This window comes from Herbaspirillum sp. GW103 (assembly GCF_000261365.1).
Lineage (GTDB): Bacteria > Pseudomonadota > Gammaproteobacteria > Burkholderiales > Burkholderiaceae_D > Herbaspirillum.
This window is the reverse complement of record NZ_AJVC01000006.1, coordinates 410,335-428,598: the sequence shown is the minus strand read 5'-3', so window position 1 is coordinate 428,598 and position 18,264 is coordinate 410,335. Positions and strand designations below refer to the sequence as shown.

At 63.6% G+C, this 18,264-nt stretch carries 16 protein-coding genes; 7 read left to right on the top strand and 9 right to left on the bottom strand.

Annotation, left to right across the window (positions count from 1 at the left end; translation table 11 throughout):
• Positions 1-7 precede the first annotated feature (7 nt).
• Complete coding sequence (locus tag GWL_RS20440; protein WP_008333998.1) at positions 8-1,282, top strand: MFS transporter; 1,275 nt, start codon at positions 8-10, stop codon at positions 1,280-1,282.
• A 382-nt stretch (positions 1,283-1,664) separates the two neighbouring features.
• Here the strand turns inward: GWL_RS20440 and GWL_RS20435 are convergent, their stop codons facing one another.
• Complete coding sequence (locus tag GWL_RS20435; protein ID WP_008333995.1) at positions 1,665-2,021, bottom strand: hypothetical protein; 357 nt, start codon at positions 2,019-2,021, stop codon at positions 1,665-1,667.
• A gap of 305 nt (positions 2,022-2,326) precedes the next feature.
• Entirely contained in the window at positions 2,327-3,076 is a 750-nt protein-coding gene (locus GWL_RS20430) for a glutamine amidotransferase (RefSeq protein ID WP_008333994.1), read from the bottom strand.
• Between the two features lie 479 nt (positions 3,077-3,555).
• On the opposite strand from GWL_RS20430, the gene GWL_RS20425 reads away from it, so the two are divergent.
• Together GWL_RS20425 and GWL_RS20420 are read left to right on the top strand one after the other, a co-directional pair.
• Positions 3,556-3,960, top strand: a complete 405-nt coding sequence (locus GWL_RS20425; protein ID WP_008333989.1) for a DUF4148 domain-containing protein — start codon at positions 3,556-3,558, stop codon at positions 3,958-3,960.
• Between the two features lie 870 nt (positions 3,961-4,830).
• Positions 4,831-5,121 carry a DUF4148 domain-containing protein gene (locus GWL_RS20420; RefSeq protein ID WP_008333988.1) on the top strand — a complete coding sequence of 97 codons (291 nt, stop codon included), beginning with the start codon at positions 4,831-4,833 and terminating at the stop codon, positions 5,119-5,121.
• A 101-nt stretch (positions 5,122-5,222) separates the two neighbouring features.
• Here GWL_RS20420 and GWL_RS20415 read toward each other — a convergent pair whose 3' ends face one another.
• From GWL_RS20415 to GWL_RS20405, 3 genes are all read right to left on the bottom strand, one after another.
• Positions 5,223-6,350: a mechanosensitive ion channel family protein gene (locus GWL_RS20415; RefSeq protein ID WP_008333987.1), complete on the bottom strand. Its 1,128-nt coding sequence runs from the start codon at positions 6,348-6,350 to the stop codon at positions 5,223-5,225.
• 87 nt (positions 6,351-6,437) lie between these two features.
• Complete coding sequence (locus tag GWL_RS20410) at positions 6,438-8,561, bottom strand: FUSC family protein (RefSeq protein ID WP_237713614.1); 2,124 nt, start codon at positions 8,559-8,561, stop codon at positions 6,438-6,440.
• Between the two features lie 284 nt (positions 8,562-8,845).
• Positions 8,846-9,742, bottom strand: a complete 897-nt coding sequence (locus GWL_RS20405) for a LysR substrate-binding domain-containing protein (protein WP_008333985.1) — start codon at positions 9,740-9,742, stop codon at positions 8,846-8,848.
• 184 nt (positions 9,743-9,926) lie between these two features.
• Between GWL_RS20405 and GWL_RS20400 the strand changes: the two genes are divergently transcribed.
• Complete coding sequence (locus tag GWL_RS20400) at positions 9,927-11,417, top strand: acetyl-CoA hydrolase/transferase family protein (RefSeq protein WP_008333984.1); 1,491 nt, start codon at positions 9,927-9,929, stop codon at positions 11,415-11,417.
• A 4-nt stretch (positions 11,418-11,421) separates the two neighbouring features.
• Here the strand turns inward: GWL_RS20400 and GWL_RS20395 are convergent, their stop codons facing one another.
• Positions 11,422-12,411, bottom strand: coding sequence for a LysR family transcriptional regulator (locus tag GWL_RS20395; protein ID WP_008333978.1), 990 nt, complete (start codon positions 12,409-12,411; stop codon positions 11,422-11,424).
• A 134-nt stretch (positions 12,412-12,545) separates the two neighbouring features.
• Between GWL_RS20395 and GWL_RS20390 the strand changes: the two genes are divergently transcribed.
• The 3 genes from GWL_RS20390 to GWL_RS20380 all read left to right on the top strand — a co-directional run bounded on the left by GWL_RS20390 (position 12,546) and on the right by GWL_RS20380 (position 14,972).
• Positions 12,546-13,787 carry an MFS transporter gene (locus GWL_RS20390; RefSeq protein ID WP_008333972.1) on the top strand — a complete coding sequence of 414 codons (1,242 nt, stop codon included), beginning with the start codon at positions 12,546-12,548 and terminating at the stop codon, positions 13,785-13,787.
• 252 nt (positions 13,788-14,039) lie between these two features.
• Entirely contained in the window at positions 14,040-14,291 is a 252-nt protein-coding gene (locus tag GWL_RS20385) for a hypothetical protein (RefSeq protein WP_008333969.1), read from the top strand.
• Positions 14,292-14,333: 42 nt separating this feature from the next.
• Positions 14,334-14,972, top strand: a complete 639-nt coding sequence (locus tag GWL_RS20380) for an ATP-binding cassette domain-containing protein (protein WP_008333967.1) — start codon at positions 14,334-14,336, stop codon at positions 14,970-14,972.
• 69 nt (positions 14,973-15,041) lie between these two features.
• Here GWL_RS20380 and GWL_RS20375 read toward each other — a convergent pair whose 3' ends face one another.
• The 3 genes from GWL_RS20375 to GWL_RS20365 form a co-directional block, all read right to left on the bottom strand.
• The gene (locus GWL_RS20375) at positions 15,042-15,308 is read right to left on the bottom strand and encodes a PAAR domain-containing protein (protein ID WP_008333964.1); all 267 of its coding nucleotides are present in this window, start codon (positions 15,306-15,308) and stop codon (positions 15,042-15,044) included.
• Between the two features lie 69 nt (positions 15,309-15,377).
• Positions 15,378-16,358, bottom strand: a complete 981-nt coding sequence (locus GWL_RS20370; protein ID WP_034351530.1) for a T6SS immunity protein Tli4 family protein — start codon at positions 16,356-16,358, stop codon at positions 15,378-15,380.
• A 184-nt stretch (positions 16,359-16,542) separates the two neighbouring features.
• Complete coding sequence (locus GWL_RS20365; RefSeq protein WP_008333948.1) at positions 16,543-18,264, bottom strand: triacylglycerol lipase; 1,722 nt, start codon at positions 18,262-18,264, stop codon at positions 16,543-16,545.

The following is an 18,264-nucleotide window of genomic DNA, read 5'->3' as shown; positions in this document are numbered from 1 at the left end:
CAATGCCATGCAGTCCCTTTCCGATTCCACCACCGCCGGCAGCACTGCCGGTGTGCGCCCGGCCGGTTCCGCCGCCAAGCCTGCCGCTTCCCCGCCGCGTGGTGCCGTGCGTGGCTCGGCGGCGTATCGCAACATCGTGCTGGCGCTGTTCTGTTCCGGCTTTGCCACTTTCTCGCTGCTGTATTGCGTGCAACCGCTGCTACCGGCCTTCGCGCGCGAATTCCGCATCGGCGCGGCCAGCGCCTCGCTGGCGCTGTCCTTGTCGACCGGTTTTCTGGCGCTGGCGATCCTGTTGGCGGGCATGGTCTCGGAGCGTTATGGCCGCAAGGAGCTCATGTTCGCCTCGCTGGCTACGGCCGCCTGCTGCAACCTGCTGGCCGGGGTGGCACCGACCTGGGAACTGATCCTGGCCGCACGTGCGGCCGAAGGCTTTGCGCTGGGCGGTGTACCGGCAGTGGCCATGGCCTATCTGGCCGAAGAGATCGATGCGGGGGGACTGGGTTATGCGATGGGCCTCTACGTGGGTGGCAATGCCTTCGGCGGCATGGCGGGGCGGGTGGCGATGAGCATGCTCTCCGAGCACATCGGCTGGCGTCATGCGATGCTCGCCATCGGTGCGCTGGACCTGGCGCTGGCCCTCGCTTTCGTACTGATGCTGCCGGCCTCGCGCAACTTCGTGCGCAATGGGTCGATGCAACTGCGCGATCATGTCGCCCTGTGGCAACGTCATCTGCGCCATGCGCGATTGCCGCTGACCTTCGGCATTGCCGCGCTGAACATGGGCATCTTCGCCACCTCCTACAACTACGCGGGCTTTCGGCTGATGAGCCCACCGTTCTCGCTCTCGGCCACCCTCACCGGGCTGATCTTCAGTGCCTATCTGTTCGGCATCGTGTCCTCCTCGTGGGCCGGCGCACTGGCCGACCGCTATGGTCGCGCACCGCTGGTGGCAGCCGGCATCGCCACCTCCTGCGCGGGCCTGTTCCTGACCTGCACGGCCTCACTGTCCGTGGTGATTGTGGGCATCGTCCTGCTGACCATTGGCTTCTTCACCACGCATTCGGCCGCCAGCAGCTGGGTCGGACGTATGGCCAGCACCGGCCGCGGTCACGCAGCCTCGCTCTACCTGCTGTCCTACTACCTGGGCGGCAGCGTGCTTGGTTCGGCGGGGGGCTGGTTCTGGGAGCACTCCGGCTGGAATGCGGTCGCCGCCTTCATGTTGCTGCAGGTGGTGACGGCGGCCTGGCTGGCGCGGCGCTTGTGGCGGCAGGGACGGAACTGAAGTGCGCTGCGCGAACACCACGCGGGCCAATTTCTCCGGGCACACGCTCACACGCGCAGACAAAAAAATCCCCGACCGCAGCCGGGGATAATCCTCAAGAATCAGGCTGTCAGCTTAGGGCCTGTTCACATTCAATCTGTGAGTGCGAGAGGTCGCCAAGCGTTGTCTGCCTAGGCGCAGCGACGCGCCGTGGTGGTGCCACGGCAAGGAGCTGCAACAACGGCAGGCGACGCTTGGCGGCCTCTCCCGGAGGGTTGCCCCCAGAAGGCGCGCTGGCCGCGTTGCACGTCAGGGCTGGTGGCACCACCACCAGCCCTGACGCGCGCCTTGCCACCACGCCTTCTGGGGGCAAGGCATCTCACAGATTGAATGTGAACAGGCCCTAGTGAGTCTTGTCCGTCCTGGTCGCAGGCGATGCCGCCAGGGCTTCGTTGCGCTGGGCGGTGGACTCCCTCTTTTCCTGCTTCAGCTGGGCCTTGGCAGCCTTCTTGTCGGCCTTGTACTCTTCCTTGGCGGCCTTTTTCTGCGCCTTGTACTGGGCCTTGGCGTCGGCGTCAGCCTGGCGCTTCTGCACGAAGGGGTCATTGGACGGCACCGCCGACGCAGTGCCGGACGCCGCACTCATGGGCGCGGCCGGTGCGGCCCCCATGGCATTGCCGCTGGTCGGCGCATTTTGCGCCATGGCGCTACCGGCCAGGGCCATGAACAGGGACGAGATCAGGATGTGACGAGTCTTCATGCTTACCTCCTTGCGTTGTGTTTATCGAAAAGCCCGAGGCTTCAGTCATGGCGGCAACCCGCAGTGATGGCGGGGTGCTGGATCGGTGATCCGTGTCCTCCACTATAGGCAAGGCTGCTGTTGCGCTATGTCGGACAAGCTCTCTTTCTCGGCCTCCCGGATGCCGCAAATGGATGAGCGGTTTTCTGACCACTCCTTGTTTGCGTCATGCCTGAGGTCTGAACGCGGCCCGTGCGCACAGGTTCGCCGGAAAGTGCAAGTGTTGGTGAGCGATGCAAACAATCGTAACAAGCGGGAACTGTCGCTCAGGCACGCCTGCGCCGCCCGTCCTGGTACGAGGACGGTGCAGGCAGGCTGTCCAGCCAGCCCTGCCAGAAGCGTCGTACCGCCCGCTCGAACTGGCGGCCATGACGCTGCGCATCAGCGCGCAAGGTGGCCAGGCTGAGGTTGCGAGTATGGGCAATCTCATGGGCATGGCTGACCAGCCAGTGCTCCACCGTGCGCATATCCACCTCGGGATGAAACTGCAGTGCCAGTCCATGTCGGCCCCAGGCAAAAGCCTGGTTGGGATACTGCGCCGAGGAGGCCAGATGACGCGCACCCGGGGGCAGATCGAAGGTGTCGCCGTGCCAGTGCAGCACCGGGGTCTGCTGCTCCACCAGTTCCTGCAGCCAGGGCGTGTCGGCCAGATGCTCGCCGGCGCGCAGGCTGGACCAGCCGATCTCCTTGCCGCAGCTGCCGGGGTAGACGCGCGCATGCAGCGCCGCCGCCATCAACTGCGCCCCCAGGCAGATGCCCAGCGTGGGCAGATCCTCCAACAACCGTGCCCGCAACCACGCCACTTCGGCGCGCAGCCAGGGGTAGGACTGGCTGTCATACACCGCCACCGGCCCTCCCAGCACAATGACCAGATCTGCATCCAGCGGAGAGACATCGACGAAGGCATCGACCCCGACATCGAAATAACGGATCTGATAATCGCTGGCCCTCAAAAGCGGTGCCAGCTGGCCCAGATCTTCGGTGGCGACATGACGCAGGGCGAGGACGGTCTTCATCGGGCGGGTCCTGTGAAAGGTGAAGAAAATGACGCGAGGGTCGTGCATCGCTATATCGTATCGTATACAGCGACTGCCTGAAAAACTTGCTCAAAATAGTTGAACAAGTCATTGGTATTCTCTATGAGCCGGATAGAAAAATCTTTGCGGCGGCGCAAAAGAAAGCCGGGTGGGTAAATAGCCGATATGAAGATAATTTCGCACAAGTCCTTTTATATCAATGGCTTGAGCGATATATCGAGAGTGAAAAAATGTAGTTTATTGCCAAAATCCCATGTGCAGATGCAGTGCAAAACAAGCAGCACAGAGTCGAAAAAACTGATTGTTCGCGTATCTGGAATGATGTATTCCGCTTTGTCGGCTTTTTCTCGGTGGCCTGGATCCTTAAACTGGGTTCCACGATGACAGCACACAACGACTGAACCACAAGGGTAGTCACAGGTTGCCGTGCTCATCCTCTCACCCACAAAGGAACGATCATGAACACCAAGAACATTGCCAGGAATCTGTTTGCCGGTCTGCTGCTCACCTCCGCCGTTGGCGCCGCCATGGCCGAGGCCCCGTATCCGCCCGAAAGCCCCATCGTCTCGACCAAGACCCGCGCCGAAGTGATCGCCGACCTGCAACAGGCCCGCGCCAACGGCGACACGCTGGTCAGCGACCAGTATCCGGTGGAAAAGCCTTTCGTTTCCACCAAGACCCGCGCCGATGTGCGCGCCGAACTGAAGCAGGCCCGTGCCGATGGCGAACTGCTGGTGAGCGAACAGTATCCGGTGGAAAAGCCCTTCCACTCGACCCTCACCCGCGCCCAGGTGCAACAGGAGCTGCAACAGGCCCGTCGTGACGGCAGCGCCATCAGCAACAGCCAGGCGCCTTCGCTGTAACTGGCAAGACCCCGTCCTGACCGGCACACGCGTCCGGTCGGGGCCGCAGCAAACGCACCGGGGAAGCCGGTGCGACAGTTTCTCCCCAGGCGGGCCTCATGAAAGCGACGTTCTCTCCCCTCGGTCGCCGGTAGTGAGGTCCGCCTGACCTTTTCTGCGCCCGACATGCTGGCGCGCCGCCACAGGGACCCGATTTTGCAACGTCAAATCTGGCTCGTCCTCACCTTCCCATTTTCTAAGTTTTTTGGACGATCTACCTCGCCTTGCTACGAGACATTTCTCCTCTGTAGAAGAGCAATATTCAGTGAATTTTGTCGATTCAATAAACTTAGATTTTGCATTTTACATTTATAAGTTTAATGGGACTCCGTTTATAAGTTTTTTATCTGCATCTTGCTCGGCATTCCGGAATGATGAATTCCGATCTCGCATCTTCAGCCCCGCGCCCGCCATCCCTGCACCCGACTCCAAGATGACGTCACACAATGACTGAACCATCCACCATCCAGCAATCCATGAAGCACCAAGCTCTCATTGCACCGGCCGCTTCGGCGCAAGCTCTGTTTGCATTTCTCTAAGTTTTTACTGATCGGCTTCTTTAGAAACATCAACTTCCATTTCTAAGTTTTCTCTGCGAACGGCCAGAGCGAATGCAGCCGTTTCTTCCTCCCTCAAGGAGGACTTGCAGGCGCCACCTGCACCGCCCCGGAATTGTTAGTGTTTTACGGAACAATGAATTCCGGTTTTTCGTCTTTTTCTCCGTGCCGTCAATCTCTACACTGGGTACCAAGATGACAGCACGCGATGACTGATCCACCACCCCGGAACGGATTGACGTGCGCATCCTCTCTCACGAAAAAGGAAACCACCATGAACACCAAGAACATCACCCGCACCCTGTTTGCCACCCTGCTGCTGAGCACCGCCATGGGCGCTGCCAAGGCCGAAGCCCCGTATCCTGCCGACACCACCTTCGTCTCCACCAAGACCCGCGCCGATGTCGTGGCCGAATTGCAGCAAGCCCGTGCGGCTGGCCAGCTGCTGGTGAGCGATCGCGACCAGGACGTCAAGGCAGTGGCCTCCAGCCGGACCCGTGACGAAGTCCGCGCCGAGCTGGCACAAGCCCGTGCCAATGGCGAACTGGCCATCTCGAACCAGTAAGGCGCTTGCCTTGCGGCCGAAAAAAAGGCGCTCCGGACCAGCCGGTGCGCCAGAGTTGGCTCCAGGCGGGCCGCACGCAAGTGCGGCCCGCTTCATTTCGTTCAGGGACTTTTTTCGCCGGGCGCACCATCGATGATGGTATCGAGCGCCTCCGGCCGGTTGCGCGGCGAGACCTCCGCGCGCAGGCGGGGCAGGGCCTCGGGATAGTGGTTGGCAATGAAGCCGAGCATGTGTTCGCGGATCTGGCAGCGCAGGTCGAAGGCCGCCCCCGAATCCTTGGCCGAGACCAGCAGGCGGACCTGCATGTTGCGTTCGCTGGTATCGGTGACGTGCATCACGCAGACGCGCTTGTCCCATAGCGGCAGGGTCTGGCAGACCCGCTCGAACTCGGCACGGATGGCGGCCGTCGGCACCGCGAAATCGAGCCACAGGAAGACCGTACCGAGGATGGTGGAGGAGGTGTGGGTCCAGTTCTCGAAGGGATTCTCGATGAACCATTGCAGCGGCACGATCATGCGTCGCTCGTCCCAGATCCTGACCACGACGAAGGTCCCGGTGATCTCTTCCACGCGGCCCCATTCCCCCTTGACGATCAGCACGTCATCGATGCGGATCGGTTGCGAGAACGCGATCTGCAAACCCGCAAAGAAGTTGCCCAGTACCGGCTTGGCGGCAATACCGGCGACGATACCGGCCACCCCCGCCGAGGCCAGCAGGCTGGCGCCGAACTGCCGTGCACCGGGCAAGGTCAGCAAGACGAAAGCCAGGCCGAAGAGGGCGATGATGAAGTAGGCGCTGCGCGAGAGCACGCGGGTCTGGGTCAGGATGCGGCGCGCCTTGAGGTTGTCGGCCACATCATAGGGATTGAGATTGATCACGGTCAGGCTGACCGACTTCACGCAACGCATGAAGAACCAGGTCAGCGCCAGGATGAATGCAATCGAGGTGAGATAGGAGATGCGCGTGAGGCCCGGCGTGTTGTCCGGCGCGCCGGCCAGGACCAGGCGCAGCATGAAGAGGATGACGCAGGCCCGGCTGGCATTGAAGGTGACGGTGGTCGCCGTCGTGGTGAAGGGCCGCCCGCGCGCCAGGCGTTGCACCAGGGCAATGCCCATGCGGTGCAGAACAATGGCCACCACGACCGCCACCAGTGCCGCCCCGAGGACGATCAGCCCGGAGCGCAGCGGCCCCTCGTTCATGTTGTACAGAAAATCAAGATCCAGGTTCATCCGTTCCCTTCCATCCAGAGTGTTGTTGAAGTGATACGCGCGCAGCGCTTTTTCCGGTTCGAACAGGGATGAGGGAATTTGTTTCCGTTAATTTCCTTGCGTTGTCTCCGCGGCCTCTGCCGCCGCTCCCGCAGTCAGCGCCGAGACCAGCAGGCAGGCGGTCTCCACCGCAGCCGCCTGGGCCAGTTGCAGCGGGGCCGGGCGCTGCCGCGTCAGGGCCTGCAGGGTAGAGAAGTCCTGGTCTTGCAGGGCTTGCTGCACGGCAAGCAACCAGTCCGGCACGGCGGACTCGACCGGTTGCGGATGCGCCCACAGGTGGCTGGCGGCAGCGGCCAGCCGACGCGACAGGGCCACCGCCATGCGGCCGCGTCCCTGGTCGCGTGGCGGCCAGCCGCGTTCGCGCGCCAGGCGCTGCAACAGCAGCCCGGCCTCCACATTGGCCACACAGGCCGCGCGCCGGTGCGCATGCAGGGGGGCCAGGCCGGCCTTGTCGGCGACGTGGTCGCGCACCGCCAGGGCGGCGATGAGATAGCTCAGGTTGAGGCTGGCCATCTGGCGCAGCTGCCCTTGCGGATCTTCCTGCTGGCGACGCGGCCAGAACAGATAACTGGCCGCCAGCGCCACCAGCGCCCCGATGACGTTGTTGCCGGCCCGCAAGGCGGCATTGGTCAGCTCATGCGCAGGATCGCCGCCGACATCGGCCACCAGCACGAACACGGGCGTGAGGAAGGTGGCATAGAGGCCATAGCTGACCGGACGCAGCGCCATGGTCAGCACCGTGAGCGGAAACACCAGCAACGCCAGCCCCAGCGGCGAATGCACCACCAGGCAGACGGCCACGGCCAGCGCGCCGCCGACCACGCTGCCGATGGCGCGCTCCATGCTGCGCGACCAGCTCTCGGCAATGCTGGGCTGCATGACCAGCATGGTGGCCATGGTGGCCCAGTAACCGAAGGGCAATGCCAGCAGATGCACGATCAGGTAGGTGAGTCCGGCGGCCGCAGCGCAACGCCAGGCATGATGCCATTCGGCCGAACCGGCACGCACGTGCAGCGCCGCCTTGCGGCCCAGTGCGCGCAGGCGGTGCAGCAGGGCAGCCACACCGTAGCGCCGCTCACGTCCGGCGCGGGCGGCCTCCTTGAGGCGCGCAGGATCGTCGGCACCCGGCGCCAGCGGTGTATCGAGCTGCAGCAGCAGCCGTCCCGTGCCACTGGGCAGGCGCGCCACCAGCTGGCGCAGGCGCAGCATGATGCGCGCGTCTTCATCGGCGGCAATGGCCTGGCCACGCTGCATCTCGCGCTGCATGGCCTGCAGCTGGCTGGCGATGGCGCCCAGCACGCGGGCACTGCGCCGCCGCGCGTGCAGGGGTTGGTAATGCGTCAGTTGCAGATCGGCCAGGACGGTGATGCCATCGAGCAGTGCGTCGGCACGGGCCAGGCGTACCAGCAGATTTTCGTAGAGGCGGCGTGACTCGGTGCGCTCGACGGCCACCGCATCCAGCGTACGCTGGGCGGCGGCCAGATCGAAGCGCGCATGGCGGCGGGTGTGGGCGGCCAGTTCGGCCGCATGCACGGCGTAGGCGGTGTCTTCCAGATCCGTGGCTGCGGCCAGGGCGGCCAGCTCGGCCAGCGTGCCATAGGCGCGTGCCACGGCCTGGCGCGCGGGAGCGAAGGGATGGATGCGCCATACCGTCAGGCCCAGCAGCAGCGCCCACAGACAGCCCGCAAGATAAATCAGCACGTGGCTCTGCGCCAGCGGCCACAGCAGCACCGGGGCGTCGGCCATGATGGCCGAGACGCCCGCAGCCAGCATCAGGACCAGGCCCGCAGCGGCACCATAGATGCGCGAGAAGCCGGCCACGCCGGCGCAGGCCATGATGGTCAGCAAACCCGCTTCCACGCTCCAGCCGGCGGCGCTGGCGGCGATCATGCCACCCAGCGTCGAGACCAGCGCGAAACCGCCCATCGAGGCCAGGCGCGCCCGGTTGGAACCGGCGCTGTCGGCCAGGCTGGTGAGGAAGGCGCCGATGGCCGCCCACGAGAACAGCGGATTGCCCAGCCACTCGCCCAGCAGCAGCATGGCCGCCGCGCCACAGGCCGCACGCAGGCCCTCGGACAGGTTGGCATGGCGCAGCGGGAACTGCATCTGCCAGCGCTCCACGCGGGTGCGGCAGCGGCGGCAATAGTGCAGCAGGAGAAAGCGGTACGGCAAAAACCGTGCGGAAAAACGCGACGACGGAAGCGGCGGCATGATGGAGCGGGCGAGCGGGCAGAGGGAGCAGGGCAGGCACTGCAGGGAGAGTGCCGACCCCTGCGCACTCACTGGCGTGACGACGTCATTCCGGTTCCGCCTTCACGGGTGAGGAGGGGCGGCAGGGTTCGGCAAGTTCAGTATAGGAAACCGAACCATGCACGGCATGACTTAAATTCGCCGATTCCATTCCAAAATGGAATGCCCGCGCTGTGCGTCCCTCTGCACTGCGCTGCCCGCGGGGCTCACTTGCGCACGCGTCCACCGGCAAACAATTCCTCGCTCAAGGCCATCCAGGCGCGTGCCGCGTAGGAGAGATAAGCGCCGCGCGTGACGTAGGCCACCTGCCACTGCACTTCCGGCTCCACCAGTCGGACTGCCTGCAACTGGTTGGTGGCCAGGCGGTGGATGAAGGGCTCGGGCAAGAGCGCTGCGCCCATGCCGGCCAGGGCCATGGCGACCAGCCAGTCCCACTGGGCGCTCTGGGCCACGATCTCGGGCTCGATGCCCAGTTGGCCGAACATGCCGCGCAGGCTGCGGGTGAGGCCGAATTCGTTGTTGAGCAGCACCAGCGGCATGCCATCGAGCTGGGCGCAGCGCAGGGTGGTGCGATGCTTCTGGAAGCGCCCGGTCTGCGCCACCGCCCACATGGGGTAACGCGCCACCGGCAGGGTCTGGAGTTCCAGTTCGGGATCGGCGGGCAGTACGGTCATGCCGATCTCCAGTTCGCCATGGGCCACGCGCTCCTCGATCTGCGGGCCGGTGTCTTCCTTGAGGACGATGGCAATCTCGGGATGGCGTTCGCGGAAAGCCTTCAATACCGGGGTGCAGAGGATGTTGATCATGGGCGGGATACCGATCTCCAGACGGCCGCAGCGCAGTGCCTTGGTATCGCGTACCTCGGCGTCCAGCCGCTGCATGGACGCCAGGATCTGCTGGCCCTGTTCGTAGACCACGCGTCCGGTATCGGTGAGCTGCAGGCGGCGGCCGTCGCGTACCAGCAGCGGGGCATCGACCTCATCCTCCAGCTGCCGCACCATCTTGCTGACGGTGGACTGGGTCACGTGCAGGGCGTCGGCGGCACGACTGAAGCTGGCCTGGCGAACCGTCTCGGTGAAGTAGCGCAGGGCGCGAATATCCATGGCAGCAGCTTTCGGCAGTCAATTTTGGGGGAGCGGGGAGTATTCATTTTCCGACTGGAACGGCGGAATTTTAATCATACAGTGCATACCTGCGGGCTCCTATACTTGAAGCAAACAAGATGCAGGAAGTCCGTCAAGGATGCCCCTGTCCCCCCTTAAAGAACCCGAGCAGGAGCACACTCTCATGGATAGTCAGCGCATTGGCCAGCCCGCCCTGGTCGGCAAGCTCATGTCTGCCGCCCAGGCGGCCACCTTCTTCCACAACGGCATGACCATCGGCCTGAGCGGCTTTACCCGCGCCGGTGACGCCAAGGCCATGCCGCGCGCGCTGGCTGACCGGGCGGCGCAGGAGGAACTGCATTTCACCGTCATCACCGGTGCCTCGCTGGGCAATGGCAGCGACGGACTGATGGCCGAAGCGGGCCTGCTGGCGCGGCGTCTGCCGTTCCAGGTGGACCCGACGCTGCGCAGGAAGATCAATGCAGGCGAGGTCATGTTCATCGACCAGCACCTCTCGGAGACCGCCGAGCAATTGCGCAGCGGCACGCCCTCGCGCATCGACATCGCCGTCATCGAGGCCGCCGCCATTACCGAAGAAGGCATTGTGCCGACCATGTCGGTGGGCAATTCGGCCAGCTTCGTGGAGCAGGCGCGCCATATCGTCATCGAGCTCAATACCAGCATGCCGCTGGCGCTGGAAGGGCTGCACGACATCTACCTGCCCGCCGCGCGCCCCGAGCGCAAGCCGATTCCGCTGACGGCCGCTGGTGACCGCATCGGCCATCCGACCATTCCCTTCGATCCCGAGAAGGTGGTGGCCATCGTGCTCACCGAGACCCCCGACAGTCCTTCCTCGGTGCTGCCGCCGGACGACGAGACCCGCGCCATCGCGCGCCACGTGATCCACTTCCTCGAATGCGAAGTGGAAGCCGGACGCCTGCCGCACACGCTGGCGCCGCTGCAGGCCGGCATCGGCACGATTGCCAATGCGGTGCTGCACGGGCTGGTGGAGTCCCCCTTCCGCGATCTGGTGATGTATTCGGAGGTGCTGCAGGACAGCGCCATCGACCTGCTCGACTCGGGCCAGCTGGCCTTTGCCTCGGCCTCCTCGATCACCCTGTCGCAGGCCAAGTATGCGCACTTCCTGGCCAATCTCGATCGCTATCGCGACAAGCTGGTATTGCGCCCGCAGGAAATCAGCAATCATCCGGAACTGGTGCGCAGGCTGGGCATCATCGGGCTCAATACCGCGCTGGAATTCGACATTTACGGCAACGTCAATTCCACCCACGTAGGCGGCACGCACATGATGAATGGCATCGGCGGCTCGGGCGACTTCGCACGCAACGGGCAACTCTCGATCTTCGTCTCCAAGTCGGTGGCCAAGGACGGGGCGATCTCCAGCGTGGTGCCCATGGTCTCGCATGTGGATCACACGGAACACGACGTCGATGTGCTGGTCACCGAATGGGGCCTGGCCGACCTGCGCGGCCTGGCGCCGCGCGAGCGCGCCGTGAAGGTGATCGAGCAGTGCTGCCATCCGGACTACCGGCCGCAGTTGCGCGATTACTTCGAACGCGCCTGCCGCGCCGGGGGACATACGCCCCATCTTTTGGCAGAAGCCTTCACATGGCATCAGCACTACGCCAGCCACAAGACCATGCGACTGGACTGAAGCTTCATATCCCGCCCGGGTCCACGCCCGGCGCCCCCCGTCCCACGGCCTGGTGCACGACGGCAGGCATGGCTTCCTTCATGGTGTCGATGAAGTGGCGCAGCCGCGCCGGGTAGAAACGTGCATACGGGTACATCAGCGACACCGGCAGCGGCGCCGGCTCCCATTCGGGCAGCAGTTGCACCAGGCGGCCGGCGGCCACGTCTTCGGCCAGCACCCAGGATGAACCCACGGCCACCCCCATGCCTTCGATGACGATGTTGCGCAGCGCATACAGGCTGTCGGTGACCAGCTGCGGGCGAAACCCCACCTGGCGCTGCTCGCCGCTGGTGGCGTGGGTCAGCGTGATCTCGCGGCGGTAGAAGGCGGGAATGGCGATCCACGGGAAGCCGGCCAGGTCTTCCGGCTGGCGGGGCAGGGCGCGCCCCTGCAGCACGGAGGGTGCTACCACCGTCATGCGGGGGACCTCGGCCAGGTGGATGGCGACCACCGAGGGATCGTTGACCTCCCCGACCTGGATGGCGCAATCGATGCCCTGGCTGATGAAATCGGCCGCCCGGTCATGCAGCAACCACTCCACCGTGATGCGCGGATGGCGCTGCATGAACTGCAACAAGGGCGCGATCAGCTGCTTCTGACCGAAGGCGTGCGGCACCACCACCCGCAGCGTGCCTTCGGCATGCTGGCGGGCCCCGCGCAATTCGCTTTCGAACTCATCCCAGCCGGCCAGCAGTTCCTTGGCACGCTCGTAGCAGCGTTCGCCGTCCTCGGTCATCTTCATGGCATGCGTGGAGCGCTGCAGCAGGCGCACCCCAAGCGAGCGTTCCAGCGCCTGCAGACGGCGGCTGACGGTGGGTTGCGTGGTCGCGAGCTGGGCCGCCGCCGCCGACAGGCTGCCGGCCTCGACGATGCGTACGAAGGTCTGGATCAGTTCGATCCGGTCCGTCAGGCCGGTGGCGGAAAAGCTCGGGGCAGGGGAGAGAGGCTTGGTCATACGGCTAACGTATAACAATTCTGCCGTGGGCGCTACTACCAGATGCGAGCCGGGAGGCGGACAATCCGTTCCAACGCTGGCAGGAGGGGGATTTCCCGGGCCGGCCGCCAGACCCATCTTATCGAGGTTCCATCATGAACAGCATTCCCAAGACGCATACAGGCGCCGCCGCTGCGGCTTCTCCCCATCCCCATGCCCACGGTCCGTCGGTCGGACTGATCGGGCTGCTGGCCACCGGTGCCGGCCTGGCCGTGGCCTCGCTCTACTATTCGCAGCCCATGCTGGGCGTGCTGGCCGATGACATCGGCGCCTCCGAGCGCGCCGTGGGCATGGTGCCGATGTCGACCCAGCTGGGCTACGCGCTGGGCATCCTGCTGCTGGCGCCGCTGGGCGATCGCTATGACCGCCGTCGCATCATCCTCATCAAGGCGGCCATCCTGACGGTCGCCCTGCTGCTGGCTGGTGCGGCCTCGGGCATCGGGGCACTGCTGGCGGCCAGCCTGGCCATCGGCCTGACGGCCACGCTGGCCCAGGACATCGTCCCGGCCGCCGCCACGCTGGCGCCGGAACAGCATCGCGGTCGCATCGTTGGCACCGTCATGACCGGTTTGCTGCTGGGCATCCTGTTGTCGCGGGTGGTGAGCGGTTTCGTGGCCGAACACTTCGGCTGGCGCGCCATGTTCGTCGGCGCCTCGGCCAGTATCGCCCTCATCGGTCTGGCCGCCTGGCGCGGTCTGCCGCGTTTCCATCCGACTACGCACCTGTCGTATGGCGCGCTGCTGGGGTCGCTCGGCACCCTGGTGAAGAAGCATGGCGCGCTGCGTCGTGCCGCGCTGGCCCAGGGCTTGCTGTCGGTCGGTTTCTCGGCATTCTGGTCGACCCTGGCGGTGATGCTGCATGGCGCGCCCTTCCATCTGGGTAGCGCCGCTGCCGGTGCCTTCGGCCTGGCCGGTGCTGCCGGTGCGCTGGCGGCGCCTCTTGCGGGCCGCATCTCCGACAAGAAGGGTCCGGAGCTGGTGACTCGTCTGGGCGTGAGCCTGGCGGCGCTGTCCTTTGCCTCGATGGCCTTGTCGCCGTGGTTCTCGACGCAGGGTCAACTGGTCTTGCTGGCACTGGCCGCCATCGGCTTTGACCTGGGCGTGCAGGCCACGCTGGTGGCGCATCAGACCATCGTCTACAGCATCGAACCGGGCGCCCGCAGCCGTTTGAATGCGGTGCTGTTCGTGGGCATGTTCATCGGCATGGCCGCCGGTGCCGCCCTGGGCAGCCTGGCCCTGGCGCAGTGGGGCTGGATCGCGGTGGTGGCGCTGGCCGTGCTGGCTGCCGTGCTGGCGCTGGTGGTGCGCATGTGGCCGGGGGCGGCCAGGGCGCGTTGATTTGCCTTCTTGCGGTAGCAAGACCAAGGACGACGGTCCCGGCAGTTGCCGGGACCGTTTTTTTTGTTTTCCCACAGGCTGGGCCATTTTTGCCGGATGGGAAGATGTGCCCCGGGCGTCCTCCTGGCGGTCGACATCTTCTATAATCCCGGGCAGGAGACAACCCATCGCCAGCATGTTGCCCGCCCGTCAATGCGCCCCTGCGGCGCGGCCAGGCAGCCATGCAGCGAACGACAAAGCAGGGTGAATGGCATGGCACTGTATTTCAAGAACAAGCGACACAAGACCTTCCTGGGTGCGCCCGTGGGGTGGCCATTGATGGTCCTGATGGCGGTCGACCTGTGTATTGCCGCGCTGATGTTTCTGTCGGACCACGACTGGAGCGGCCTGATCCTGCTGTATCCGCCGCTGGCGTTGGCGCTGGCGATGCTGGCCGATGCCAGGAAGGAAAAGCAGGCTGCCGAGCAAGCCAAGCGCCAGGCGGCGCGGCGCCAGCGGTCCTGAGCACAATCGACTTCCCCTTTCCCATCGCCACGATCACCACCGATGACCCAAGCTTCCGACCGTGCAGCGCTGCTGCTGGTATCGCGCCTGAATTTTTCCTATCCCGGACTGGATCTGTTCCAGGATTTTTCGGCCCGCATTGCGCCCGGCGTGACCCTGGTGCGCGGGGGCGATGGCCGCGGCAAGACCACGCTGCTCAACCTGCTGGCCGGCTTGATACCCGCGCGCGACGGGGTGCTGGAGTTGAACGGCCTGCGGCTGGACAGCGAGCCTGAGAATTATCGCCGCCAGGTGTTCTTCATCGATCCGCGCACCGAGGCTTATGACCAGATGACGCCGCCGGAAGTGTTTGCCGCATTGGCCGAACGCTATCCGCATTTCGATCACGCGCAGTTGCCGGCGCTGACCGAAGGCTTGTCCTTGACGCCGCATCTGGAGAAGAAGCTCTTCATGCTCTCGACCGGCAGCAAGCGCAAGGTCTACCTGGCAGCGGCCTTCGCCGCCCACGCCACGCTCACGCTGCTGGACGATCCCTATGCCAGCCTGGATCGCGCTTCCATCCAGTTCGTTGCGGCTACGCTCAACGCGCATGCCGCAGATGCCGATCAGGCTTGGGTGGTGGCCATGTATGAGACGCCCGAGGCAGTGCGCCTGGCGGGGACCATCGATCTGGGGGATTGACAATCCGCCAGGGCAACTGATGCCCTCCCATTGCGCGACGCTGCAGCATGACGGCCTTCCGGGGCCACCCTATTGCGCACTGAAGTTGCCGGTACTGGCAATGAGCGTGGCACCGCAGCTGGTCATGTGACCTTCGTAGGCGACGGCGAGGCCATCGATCTTGTGATGGGGATGTCCTTCGGTGATGGTGCAGTTGTCGTGTCCTTTCTGCGGGCAGCTGCAGACGTCGCCCACCCGCGCCACGGGCAATCCGCCGACCTTGAAATGGCTGGCGCTGACTTGCGTGACCTTGCCGCCATGGGAGGTGGCGTCGCCGAGACGGATGATGTTGGGCATGCGGATTCCTTTCGAGGTGGAGGTGGAGGTGGAGGTGGAAGGGTCGGAGAGGGCGAGGGCTTGTGCGCCTCACGGCGACGGGCTTGAGGCTTGCGGCCCCCGGGTCGGGCGCAGGCGGAAGCTGTTGAGCACCTCATCCCATAACTGCAGGGCTTGTGCATCGGTCATCCTGGTCGGTTGCGCATTGCTGTTCTTGTCGTGATGGCCGGTCGTCAGTTCGATCTTGATGGCGGGCGTATCGAGCGAGCCCTGGCCCTCGGTCTCCCAGATGAAACTGTGACTGCGTCCGCCGCCGCTGTTGGGCGTGGTGACCAGGAATTCCTGTCCCTGGTAGGGGCCGACCTGACGCTCGCCTTTGCGCAGCGTGCGTACCGCGGTGGCGAGATGGCCGAGTGTCTGCAAGCCGCTGCTCATGCGATCCAGCAGCGGTCGGTCGTGCTCGCTCATGGCCAGCGGGTAGAACCAGACCGAGACAAAGGCATCGGGGTGGCCAGCGATGTCGATATCGATGCCGGCTTCTTCGTTTTCCCAATCAGGGTTGGCGATGAAGCCGCCTTCGAAGCAGTAGCCGGGGTCTTGGGGAATATCATGCGTAGCTCGCTTACGCAGGGCAGCAAGCGTGAGACGCATACGTTCTATCGCGTCGTCCTGATAACTTGGCATGCCCACAGGAGGCGGGCTCATGCCGGCCTCTGTCTTGAATAGATAGCGCGTGCCATCAATCCAGCGATATCCCTCTACCTGCGCGATTTCATCAATAAAGCTCTCTTCCCAATAGACCAAGATTCGCGAATGCTGATCAGGCTTGATCAGCATTCGCAACAGACTAGGGTCGGTTTCATGCTTGATTGATTTGAGCGTGTTTACCTTGGCATCTATTTCTGCCCCAAATTCTTCCAGGCTCATGGCCTGGGGCGGCTCCAGCCTGGCAAAGTCATATTGATAATTGCCTCCACTCAGTACCGAACCTGCTGGCATATCCAACATAAAACGACCGGTACAAAACGTTGAGACAGAAGGAACAGCTCGGCTTGCCTGGGCAATATTCATGATGCGCAATCCTTGGTAAGGTGAACGGTCTCCAGACAGGAACATCAAGATGCAGGAGTAGGACCATTTGCCTGGGCAGTGTTCATGATGTGCAATCCTAGTTGAGGTGAGATATTTCCAGAAAAAATCAGCCAGATCGTGAAGGTCGAAAAGGCAATGAGACGAAGCGAATTTTTCACGAGCACTATTCTCCTGAGGGTGTTTTCAAATCCGCCGACGTGCTGACGATCCTGATGATTGAATAGAGCGTTACCGCCTGAGCAATCTTGGCGTTGTAGGAAAACTGATGGTCATAGCTCTCGTGAGATTTCAACTTTCCTTCATGCTTGAAAAGCTGCATGACATGCGACTTCGGGGCGCCCCCCGATTCGGCGGGCACAGTTCCGTCCCCCGGTCCGGTGCCGCCCTGTAATGTGAAGTAGTGCAGGTGATACTCGTCGAAGCGCAGCTCCAACATCCCATTCAAATCATCTTCTGCCAGTTGCGCTTTCGCGGGATCGCCGGGCACCATTGGCGCGCATTTCCAGTTAATCTCGTTCCACGCAGGCTGTTGCGGGTCGGCAGCGTAATACGCGTAAGTATTGGAGTGATAGCTGTCTTCAATCTGTCGATGAAGTGTCTGCGCCACGTCCATTTTCTTTTTAAACCTGTGGAAATCCGGTAAATCTCTGTCCTCCCGTATCAACACCTTCCCCTCCCTCCTCGCTCGCTCCTCATCTTCTCTCCCAGCCGGATCAACCAAATCCTCCCGCACCAATTTCCACCAATCCGCGGAATTGTTGAGATAGATCTTCGCGTAGGGATCGTCCTCTCCAAGAAAGCTATCCATCTCCTCAGGCATGCCCCGCTGTCCAATGGCCCGATAACTGGCCCGCAGCCAATGCCGCTCGCCACGGTTGGTCCAGGTCTTGTATTGCGCCGTGGGCAGCAATTCCAAGGGACCCGGCGCATTGGCCATCACTGCCGTGCAGTCGGCGGCATTGCGCCCGAGGATGATCTGCGCCGCGCCTTCAAACCCGGCGCGCATACGCTTGTAAGTCGCGGGTGCGCCAATGGCCGGCATCACCCCATGCACCACGCCCAGAATGCGTTCATTCATTCCGGGCAGTAGGGCACAAGCCCGTGCAACCAGCCCGCCCATGCTGTGCGTGACCAGAATCACCTGCTCGCAACGCTTGCCCTTGCTGCGGTAATACGCGGTGATGCGTTCGATCTCGTCAGCCAATCTTTGGGCAGACACCCGGTTGCTTTGCAGCCAGTTGTAGCCCACCGCATGCACCGGATAGAGCATCTCGGCCGCATCCCGCAACTGCTCTTCCTCAAGCGGAACGAAGGGCTTCTGCGCTCCCAGTTTTGCCGCGTCCTGGCGATCCATGACCAACTCTTTCCAGTGAGAAGTGAGCGTGGTCCCCTGGCTGGCAGGATCGAAGATCAGCGCCATGCTCGTCTCCAGCAGCGAAAGAATCGGCAAGTAACTGTCCGCATGGAGTTGCCCCCAGCCACGCCACTTGATGCGCTCGGCATCGGTCGCACCAGGCGCCAGCGCAAGCAGCGTCTTGCTGGTCTCGTCTGGCGAGGCAGGTCCGTCTTCATCCACTTCGGTCAGATCGGGATTGAGCAAGCGCTGCCGGTCGGCCGAGGTGCGGATCAGGTGCTTGAGCAGCAAGACGATGGCGTCCCAGGTACTGTCCGGCGGGAACCATGCCGCTCCCTTGTCACGTCCGATGACCTTGAGCCTGGTCCCCATGATGCCCGGCACGAACAGGATCGGGACCACCACCTCCGGTGTGGTCAGGCACAAGGCCCGCACCTTCATGTTCTCCCCCGTCAGCACCGATTGCGCCACATCATTGCCGTCTTCATCCCAGCTCGTGCCGACCAGCCGCATCGGTTCGGATCCGCTCAT

Bases quoted from the DNA above. Each gene is read 5' to 3' on its own strand.
- GWL_RS20405 (WP_008333985.1), bottom strand. From the start codon at position 9,742: ATGGATATTCGCGCCCTGCGCTACTTCACCGAGACGGTTCGCCAGGCC.
- GWL_RS20380 (WP_008333967.1), top strand. From the start codon at position 14,334: ATGACCCAAGCTTCCGACCGTGCAGCGCTGCTGCTGGTATCGCGCCTG.
- GWL_RS20425 (WP_008333989.1), top strand. From the start codon at position 3,556: ATGAACACCAAGAACATTGCCAGGAATCTGTTTGCCGGTCTGCTGCTC.
- GWL_RS20440 (WP_008333998.1), top strand. From the start codon at position 8: ATGCAGTCCCTTTCCGATTCCACCACCGCCGGCAGCACTGCCGGTGTG.
- GWL_RS20385 (WP_008333969.1), top strand. From the start codon at position 14,040: ATGGCACTGTATTTCAAGAACAAGCGACACAAGACCTTCCTGGGTGCG.
- GWL_RS20365 (WP_008333948.1), bottom strand. From the start codon at position 18,264: ATGAGCGGATCCGAACCGATGCGGCTGGTCGGCACGAGCTGGGATGAA.
- GWL_RS20370 (WP_034351530.1), bottom strand. From the start codon at position 16,358: ATGAATATTGCCCAGGCAAGCCGAGCTGTTCCTTCTGTCTCAACGTTT.
- GWL_RS20400 (WP_008333984.1), top strand. From the start codon at position 9,927: ATGGATAGTCAGCGCATTGGCCAGCCCGCCCTGGTCGGCAAGCTCATG.
- GWL_RS20390 (WP_008333972.1), top strand. From the start codon at position 12,546: ATGAACAGCATTCCCAAGACGCATACAGGCGCCGCCGCTGCGGCTTCT.
- GWL_RS20435 (WP_008333995.1), bottom strand. From the start codon at position 2,021: ATGAAGACTCGTCACATCCTGATCTCGTCCCTGTTCATGGCCCTGGCC.
- GWL_RS20430 (WP_008333994.1), bottom strand. From the start codon at position 3,076: ATGAAGACCGTCCTCGCCCTGCGTCATGTCGCCACCGAAGATCTGGGC.
- GWL_RS20375 (WP_008333964.1), bottom strand. From the start codon at position 15,308: ATGCCCAACATCATCCGTCTCGGCGACGCCACCTCCCATGGCGGCAAG.
- GWL_RS20395 (WP_008333978.1), bottom strand. From the start codon at position 12,411: ATGACCAAGCCTCTCTCCCCTGCCCCGAGCTTTTCCGCCACCGGCCTG.
- GWL_RS20420 (WP_008333988.1), top strand. From the start codon at position 4,831: ATGAACACCAAGAACATCACCCGCACCCTGTTTGCCACCCTGCTGCTG.
- GWL_RS20415 (WP_008333987.1), bottom strand. From the start codon at position 6,350: ATGAACCTGGATCTTGATTTTCTGTACAACATGAACGAGGGGCCGCTG.